Origin of the sequence: Lonsdalea quercina subsp. quercina (assembly GCF_000688695.1) — a bacterium.
Lineage (GTDB): Bacteria > Pseudomonadota > Gammaproteobacteria > Enterobacterales > Enterobacteriaceae > Lonsdalea > Lonsdalea quercina_D.
The window spans coordinates 25,129-34,216 of the sequence record NZ_JIBQ01000011.1 but is presented as its reverse complement, the minus strand read 5'-3'; the positions used below and the strand labels follow the sequence as shown (position 1 = coordinate 34,216).

The 9,088-nt window shown below is 61.1% G+C and carries 3 protein-coding genes; all 3 read right to left on the bottom strand.

Features of this window, described 5'->3' with window-relative positions:
* Positions 1-2,097, bottom strand: a 2,097-nt coding sequence (locus tag SB13_RS12325; protein WP_036151721.1) for a condensation domain-containing protein, incomplete at its 3' end; no start/stop codon positions are given.
* An 82-nt stretch (positions 2,098-2,179) separates the two neighbouring features.
* The gene (locus SB13_RS12320; protein WP_072000253.1) at positions 2,180-7,078 is read right to left on the bottom strand and encodes a non-ribosomal peptide synthetase; all 4,899 of its coding nucleotides are present in this window, start codon (positions 7,076-7,078) and stop codon (positions 2,180-2,182) included.
* Between the two features lie 3 nt (positions 7,079-7,081).
* Positions 7,082-8,653 (bottom strand): condensation domain-containing protein, encoded by a 1,572-nt coding sequence (locus tag SB13_RS17060; RefSeq protein WP_026740636.1) that lies wholly within the window; start codon positions 8,651-8,653, stop codon positions 7,082-7,084.
* Positions 8,654-9,088: the final 435 nt, after the last annotated feature.

Below are 9,088 nucleotides of genomic sequence, written 5' to 3'. Positions count from 1 at the left end.
CAGCCGCCCGCCATGCAGCAGCGCGCCCCACAGCTCCCACACTGAGAAGTCGAACGACAGCGAGTGGAACAGGCTCCAGACATCGTCGGCGCCAAAGTCGAACCACCGGCGGGTTGAGGCGAACAGCCGCATCACCTGCGCGTGCTCCACCATCACCCCTTTTGGCTGCCCGGTGGAGCCCGAGGTGTAAATCACGTACGCCAACTGATGCGGGTCTGCCGCCTGGTCAGGATTACCCTCCGGCTGTCCGGCCAGCAGCGCGTGCGCCTCCAGGTCGAACAGGCGCACGTCCGTGGGCGTCTGCGCCCACAGCGCCCCTTCAGTTATCCACCCCAGCGGCGCGCTGTCCTCCAGCAGATAGCGGATGCGCTCGGCCGGGTAAGTCGGGTCAATCGGCACGTAGCCGCCGCCCGCTTTGAGCACCGCCAGTACCGCCACCACCATTTCCACGCCGCGCGGCAGGCTGATGGCCACCCGGCTCTCCGGCCCTACGCCCTGCGCCATCAGCGCGTGCGCCAGTTGGTTGGCCCGGCGGTTCAGTTCGTCATAGCTAAGCCGCTGCTCGCCAAATACCAGCGCGATCGCCTGCGGCTCGCGGCGCGCCTGCGCTTCGAACTGCTGATGCAGGCAAACGCAGACAGGCTCGGCCTCAGTGTGGTTCCTATCGTGCAGGAGAGAATGACGCTCGTCATCGGTCAGCAGCGGCAACTGCGCGACTGGCAGAGTCTCATCGCTGACCATGGCACGCAGCAGCACCTGCCAATGCGACAACATGCGCGCCACTGTCACTCGGTCGAACACACTCACGGCAAAATCCAAACTGCCGGAAAGGCTCGCACCCGTTTCTTCAAGCGACACCAGCAAATCAAATTTGGCGGTCACCGATTCAGCGCTGAAAGGTTCCACCTGCACGCCGTCCAACTGCAAGACATCATCCGGCAAGTTTTGCCACGCCAGCAGGGTTTGGAATAATGGACTATGCGACAGGCTGCGCGTCGGGTTGAGCGCCTCCACCAGTTGCTCGAACGGCAGATCCTGATGCGCCTGCGCCGCCAGCGTGGTCTCCTTCACCTGCGCCAGCAGCGCNCCGACCGAGGCCGCGCCGTCCACCCGGTTGCGCAGCGCCAGCGTATTGGCAAAGAAACCGATCAGCGGCTCCAGTTCGGTGCGGGTTCGCCCGGCCACCGGTGAACCGACCACGATGTCATCCTGTCCGCTCAGGCGATAGAGCAGCAGCGTCCACCCCGTCAGCAGCGTCATAAAAAGCGTGCTGTCGTGCCGCGCCGCCAGCGCCTTCAGCTCAGTGGTCAACGTCGCATCCAGCGTAAAATCAATGTAGCCACCGGCATAGTTTTGTACCGCGGGTCGCGGCCGATCGATCGGAAGATCCAACAAAGGCGGCGTATCCGCCAGTTGCTCACGCCAGTAGGCAAGCTGTGACTGAATGGGCGTCGTCGTCACCCTGCGCCGTTGCCAGACCGCATAGTCCGCATACTGAATCGCCAGCGGCGGCAGGGGATCGGGCTGTTGCTGACTGAAGGCCCGGTACAACTCCCCCAGTTCTCGCATAAATCGGTTGAGTGACCAGCCGTCGGCGACGATATGGTGCAGCGTCACCAGCAGCACCTGTTCGCGCTCGCTCAGCCGGATCAGCCGACCGCGGATCGGCGGCCCCTGTTGCAGATCGAACGGTTCCGCCGCTTCTTCATCGGCCAGTTGGCGCAGCTCGTCGGCGGCGGCGGGCCGCCCGCGCAGGTCATGCACCGTTAGGGAAAAAGGCGCAGGCTCGTCAATCTGCTGATATGGCGTGCCCTCCACCTCGACGAACCGCGTGCGCAGCGCCTCGTGACGCGCCACGATGCGGTCCAACGCCATGTGCAGCGCGTCGCGGTCCAGTTCGCCACTGAGCTTCAGGCCGCAAGCGATGTGGTAAGCCGTACTCGCCCGCGCCTCCAGCTTGATCAAAAACCACAGCCGCTGTTGAGAAAACGAGAGGAGAAGTGGCGCGGTGCGATCACAGCGCTCCAGCCCCAGTACGGGATCATTTCGCTGTGTCCGCAACCGTTCCAACAACGCGACCCGCTGCGATACCGTCATTTGTCCCAGATCGTACGCCTGATTACCGTTATCTTTTTCCGAATGCATTGAATCATCCACCTTAATACCTCCATTTATTACTTCAGCGCTGATCGAGGGAGTTCTCTTTCGACATCAACTCATGAAGCTGCATATCAATATGTTGCAAAAGTAGATCGGCCATTCTGTACAGTTGAGGAACGGCAAACACATCCTGTAGCGGCACCTCTATCATCAGTCGATTTTTGATACGTGAGACCAGCTGTACGGCCAGCAGCGAGTGTCCGCCCAGCGAGAAAAAGTGATCCTGACGCCCCACCCGTTCCACCTGGAGCAGTTCAATCCACATATCGGCTAGGATCTGTTCAATCTCGCTGTGAGGCGGATCATATTCCTGACTGACATAGGCCGAAGCATCCGGCGCAGGCAACGCATTGCGGTCAAGCTTTCCATTGGGACTGACGGGGAAATGGCTCAACGGCATGTAGGCAACGGGCACCATGTATTCCGGCAAACGTTCGGTAAGATAGCGGTGCAGCGCTTCGGCCTGACACGACGCACTTTTCTCACCGTCCGGCAGGAAATAAGCCACCAGCCGCCGGTTATCGGGATCCTCCTCTTTCAGCACCACCAGCGATTGGGCAATGCCGGGACAGGTATTCAGTTGAGCTTCAATTTCCTCCAGTTCGACCCGGAATCCGCGTACCTTGACCTGACGATCGCCGCGGCCCAGATAGGCGATCGTGCCATCCGCATTCCAGCAGCCGATGTCGCCCGTGCGATACATCCGTTGCGAAAGCGTATGACCGGATGGCAACACAAAGGGATCGGGAAAGAAGCGTTCAGCGGTCAGCGCCGGATTATTGAGATAGCCGCTGGCTACCGCATCACCGGCCAGATAAATTTCGCCGCTGACGCCAACTGGCACCGGCTGCTGCAAGGCATCAAGCAAATAGACGCGTGTGTTGGCGATAGGCCGACCAATAGACGGCAGCCGCCCCCAATCCTGCGGGGATGAAGGCAGCTCAAAACAGCTGACTACGTGGGTTTCGGTCGGCCCGTAATGGTTGTAGAGACGGGCATGGGAAAGTCGCCCAATGAACGCGTGTTGAAGCGACTCGGTGATGACTAATTGCTCACCGGCGGTGATGACCTCCCGTATCGAGTCCAGAGGCTGCGTTTCGGTCTGCAACTGGGCGGCCAGCGCTTTAAGCGCGACGTAAGGAAGATAAAGCCGCGCTATCTGACGTTGGCGGATCAGCGCTGAGAGTTTGACCATATCCAGTCGGCTAGACTCATCAATCAGGACCAGCTCGCCGCCGAACAACAGCGTACTGAAGATCTCCTGAAAAGAAACATCGAACCCCAGCGCCGCATATTGCAAAGTACGCGGCGTCGTTTTTTCTCCGCGCAGCTGACGCTGCCAGTGCATGAGGTTGACCAATGCGCGGTGCGGCATCGCCACGCCTTTGGGCTGGCCTGTCGACCCTGAGGTATAAATCACGTAGGCCAGCTGCGACGCCTTCAGCGGCGATACCGGGTTACTCGTTTGCGGCGGCGTCCGGTCTTCCATTAATCGTTCAGGCAACACCAAAAGCCTGTACGCTTCATCGGCGGGCAGCCTGGGCGCCAGGGAGGCGTCGGTTATCAGCACCCGCGGCTGGCCGTCATGTAACAGGTAACGGATACGGTCATCCGGGTAGGCCGGGTCGATAGGCAGATAGGCACCGCCCGCTTTCAGCACCGCCAGTATCGCCACCACCGATTGCAGGCCGCGCGGCAGACAGATCGCCACCCGCGTATCCAGTCCCACCCCCTGAGATATCAGTCTCTGCGCCAGCTGGTTGGCACGCTGGTTCAGCGCGTCATAGGTCAGCGACTGCTCGTGACAGACCAGCGCTACCGCCTCCGGCGTGCGCTGCACCTGAGCTTCGAACAGATGGTGAATGCCCTGTTCCTGCGGATAATCGGCACGGGTGTCGTTCCAGTCATACAGCACCTGCTGACGTTCGGCATCGGACAGCAGCGGCAGCCGGAGAATCTCCTGCGCCTCATCCTCTACCACGGCCTGTAGCACATGCTGTAGATAACCGACATAACGCGTCACGGTCGACGGGTCGAACAGGCTGCTGGCATACTCAATGCTGCCCTCGATCTGATCGCCTGCCGCCTCCAACGCCAACAACAAATCAAACTTGGCCGTTACCTGACCGCTAACAAAAGGGGTGACCTGCAATCCCTGCAACGCCAGTGCGTTTCCTTTGTCCTCTTGCCAGACCAGCATGGTCTGGAACAGCGGGCTGTGCGCCAGGCTTCGCACCGGATTCAACGCTTCCACCAGCTGTTCAAACGGCAGATCCTGATACGCCTGCGCCGCCAGCGTGGTCGCCTTCACCTGCGCCAGCAGTTCGCCCACCGTCGCGTTGTCGGCTATCCGGCAGCGCAAGGCTAACGTATTGGCGAAGAAACCGATCAGCGGCTCCAGCTCGGTGCGGGTGCGCCCCGCCNCCGGCGAGCCGATCACGATATCGTCCTGCCCGCTCAGCCGGTGCAGCAGAATGGCCCAGCCGGTCAGCAGCGTCATGTACAGCGTGGCGTCGTGACGGGCGGCCAGCCTTTTCAGCCCCGCCGTCAGCCCCGCATCCAGTGTGAAATCGACCCGACCGCCCGCATAGTCCTGCACCGCCGGGCGCGGCCGGTCGGTCGGCAGCGCCAGCAGCGGCGGCNCCTCCGCCAGCTGTTCCCGCCAGTAACCCAGCTGCGTTTGCAGGCGCGGACCGTCTATCCACCGGCGCTGCCAGGCGGCGTAGTCCGCGTACTGGATGCGCAGCGGCGGCAGCGGCGACGCCTTCCCGGCGGTCAAGGCGTCGTACAACGCCCCCAGCTCCCGCATGAAGAGGCCGACAGACCAGCCGTCCGAGATGATGTGGTGCAGCGTGAACAGCAGCACCTGCCGACGGTCGTCCAGCCGGATCAGGCGCCCCCGGACCAGGCCCCCCCGTTCAAGGTCAAAGGGGGCGCCCGCTTCCTCCGCGCTCAGCCGCGACAGCGCGCTTTCCGGCTCCGGATGCCCTCGCAGGTCGTCCACCACAAGCGCAAAAGGCGCGGGCGCGTGGATTTGCTGATACGGTGTGCCGTCTTCCGCCACAAAACCGGTACGTAACGACTCATGGCGCGCCACGAGACCGTCGAGCGCCGCCTGCAGCGCCTCCTCGTTCAGCTCACCCNCCAGCCGTACCCCGCCCGCCATGTGATAGGCCGCGCTGGCGTTCGCTTCCAGCTGCGACAGGAACCACAGCCGCTGCTGGGCGAACGACAGCGCCAGCGGGGCCGTGCGGTCGGCTGGTTCGAGAGGCGGCAGCGCGCTCAACGGCGCCTGCCCGACCGCCTGCGCAAACGCCGCCAGCACCGGATGGGCAAACAGCGTGCTGAGCGCCACGTCGCGTCCCAGTTGCTGACGCACCCGCGACAGCAGCTGGATAGCCAGCAGCGAGTGGCCGCCCAGCGCGAAGAAGTGGTCGTGCCGTCCCACCGCCTCGACGCCCAGCAGTGACGCCCACAGCCCCGCCAACGTGGTTTCGGTTTCCCCCTGCGGCGCTTCGTAGCGCTGCACGGCGTAGGCCCCGGCGTCCGGCTCCGGCAGCGCCTGCCGGTCCAGCTTGCCGTGCGCGGTCAGCGGCCAGGCGCTCAGGTGGACCCAGGCCCCCGGCAGCATGTAGTCCGGCAGCTCCGCCGCCACCCAGTCGCGCAACGACTGCGCCTCCTGCGCCGCCTCCGCCAGATAGTAGGCCACCAGTCGGCTGTCCCCGTCGGCGTCCTGCCGCGCGATAACCACGCTGTCGTCCACCGCCGGGTGACGGCGCAGCCGCGCCGCTATCTCGCCCAGCTCGATGCGGAAGCCGCGGATTTTGACCTGATGGTCGTTGCGTCCCAAATATTCCAGCTCGCCGTCGCTGGACCAGCGCGCCCGGTCGCCGGTTTTGTACAGCCGGGCTCCCGGTTCATCCACGAACGGGTCGTCAATAAAACGCGCCGCCGTCAGCGCCGCCCGGTTCAGGTAACCACGGGCGACGCCAGCTCCGCCGACATACAGTTCGCCCGCCACGCCCACCGGCACCGGCTGACGCGCCTCGTCCAGCACGTAAATGCGCAGGTCCGGGATGCGTTCGCCTATCGGGCTGACGCCCAGCGCCGTGTCCGCCGGGGAGAGCGGACGGTAGGTGACGTGCACCGTGGTTTCGGTGATGCCGTACATGTTGACCAGCGTCGTGCGCTCGCCGTTTTGCGCGTACCACGGCGCCAGCATCGCCGGCTCCAGCGCTTCCCCGCCGAAAATCACCCAGCGCAGCGCATGTGATGGTGGCGGTGACGAGGCGTGCAGGGTCTCCGCCTGGGCGGCAATCAGGGGCCGGAACGCCCCCGGCGTCTGGTTCAGCACCGTCACGCCCTGCTCGCACAGCAGCTGATAAAACGCCGCCGGCGTCCGCGCCGTCTCCTGCGCCACCACCACCAGCCGCCCGCCATGCAGCAGCGCGCCCCACAGCTCCCACACTGAGAAGTCGAACGACAGCGAGTGGAACAGGCTCCAGACATCGTCGGCGCCAAAGTCGAACCACCGGCGGGTTGAGGCGAACAGCCGCATCACCTGCGCGTGCTCCACCATCACCCCTTTCGGCTGCCCGGTGGAGCCCGAGGTGTAAATCACGTACGCCAACTGATGCGGGTCTGCCGCCTGGTCCGGGTTACCGTCCGGCTGTCCGGCCAGCAGCGCGGGCGCCTCCAGGTCAAACAGCCGCACGTCCGTGGGCGTCTGCGCCCACCGCGCGCCTTCGGTTATCCACCCCAGCGGCGCGCTGTCCTCCAGCAGATAGCGGATGCGCTCGGCCGGGTAAGTCGGGTCAATCGGCACGTAGCCGCCGCCCGCTTTGAGCACCGCCAGTACCGCCACCACCATTTCCACGCCGCGCGGCAGGCTGATGGCCACCCGGCTCTCCGGCCCCACGCCCTACGCCATCAGCGCGTGCGCCAGTTGGTTGGCCCGGCGGTTCAGTTCGTCATAGCTAAGCCGCTGCTCGCCGAACGCCAGCGCGATCGCCTGCGGCTCGCGGCGCACCTGCGCTTCGAACTGCTGATGCAGGCATGCGTCGACGGGCTCGGATTGAGTCTGATTCCAGCCGTGCAGCAGGGTGTAACGTTCGTCGGCAGAGAGAAGACTTATCTGGTCGACGCGCTGGCTGTCGTCGGTGATCACTGCGTCGATAATAGCGGACAGATGCGTGAGATAACGGCTCACCGTGTGGTCCGACAGGCGTTCCGCATCGTACTTGAGCAGGAAACTCAGACTATTTTCTGATTCCATAACTTCGGCGTTCAGCAGATTGGCGATATCACCATGACTGATCTGAACCGGATACGATACGGTGTCCCATCCCCCCCAGGATACCGTTGCGCCCGGCTGGTTTTTATCCGGCCCGCACTGGGTGCCTACCATCAACTTCATGATCCCTTTCGCACCACGATCAATCTGGTATGTGAACTGGGTTTGTATATAGGAACGCTGAGCGGAAGAGCGATGGATCGGCAGACGTTCCGCCATGAGCTCAAAAGGATAATGTCGATTGCGCTTGGCCTGTCGGGCGGTGGCATGCATGGAGGTCAAGAGTTCGCCAATGGTTAAATCAGTATCGAAACGCGCCGCAATAGGTACGACATTCGTGCAGTTCCCTACGGTATTTCGCCACGGTCCCTGACCGCGCGCCGGCATCGGGCTGCCCACCATGATGTTGTCCTGACCGGTATATCGCCGCAGGAAAATAAAATAGCTGGCAAGCAATAGCTCATACAGGGAGGTGCCATATTTTGCGGCCAAAGCGCCGAGGCCTTTCTGCTGGGCATCCGATATAAAAAAGGATTGGATGCAAGCCCGGGGAGCGGCGGAACCCGCCGAGGCGGACGCCAGATGCAGATCAAACCCTGCCCCGCCGGGTCCAGAGAACACCTGCTCCCAATACTCGAACTGTTTTTTGCCCTGAGGACTTTCCAGCCACGCCTCCTGATGCGCGACATAAGCGAAGAAATCAGGATCGTCATTAGCCGTCTCAAGCGGCAATAACATCTTCTTCGCCAGCAGTTCCCCCCACTCCTCCATCAGCACCCAGAAGGTATTACCGTCGCAAATCAGGTGATCGATAACCCAAAGCAGGACGCTCTCCTGTGCGGAGATCCGGTACAGGTGAGCGCGCAGTAGCGGCTTACCATCATCAAAGGGCCGCCGGTATTCAGCCTCAATATGCTGTTGTAGGGCCGCTTCCGACCAAGAGGATGCGTCATGCAAGAAAAAAGGAATTTCACCCAATGGATGAATGCACTGTTCAGGACCATCATCACCACTGCGGAATGTCGCGCGCAGCATGGGGTGACGCGACATCATTAGTTTTAGCGTGTGATGAACAATCGCAGGATCGACGTCGGCTAAAATGCGAGGGCAGAAAGCAATGTTATAACCGCCACGAAGACGAGGCGATTTTTGATAGGAAATCCATAGACTACGTTGGCTCGCGGAAAGGTTACTCCACATATCATCGACTCCTGTACATATCAGCACATCCCTGTCGGAGTAAGAGCCATAAGCTCTTACTTATGTCGTCGTTGTTTGTCTGTAATGCAGTAGATCATTGACTAATATGCGGAAATGACTATTCCCAGTAGATTTCGCGCAAGGATTAACATTCCAATGTTGGTTTAATGTTAACGGAAGATCAAAACAATGTAAGCATACCACTATGCCTTTCAAAAAGTCACATGTTTTAAGTATGTTATGATCAATGGACTGGTATAAGTAACGAAATGGATTTAATAACGAAGAATGTAATTAATTCACATAAATATTAATGAGTTAAAAGATAAAAGACGGATTACAGAATCAATGTTAACTGAGAGGAAAAACGTTGCTAAAAATATATTTTCTATTTTGAATCATGGGGATAAAAATAAATACACCTCTAATAATTTC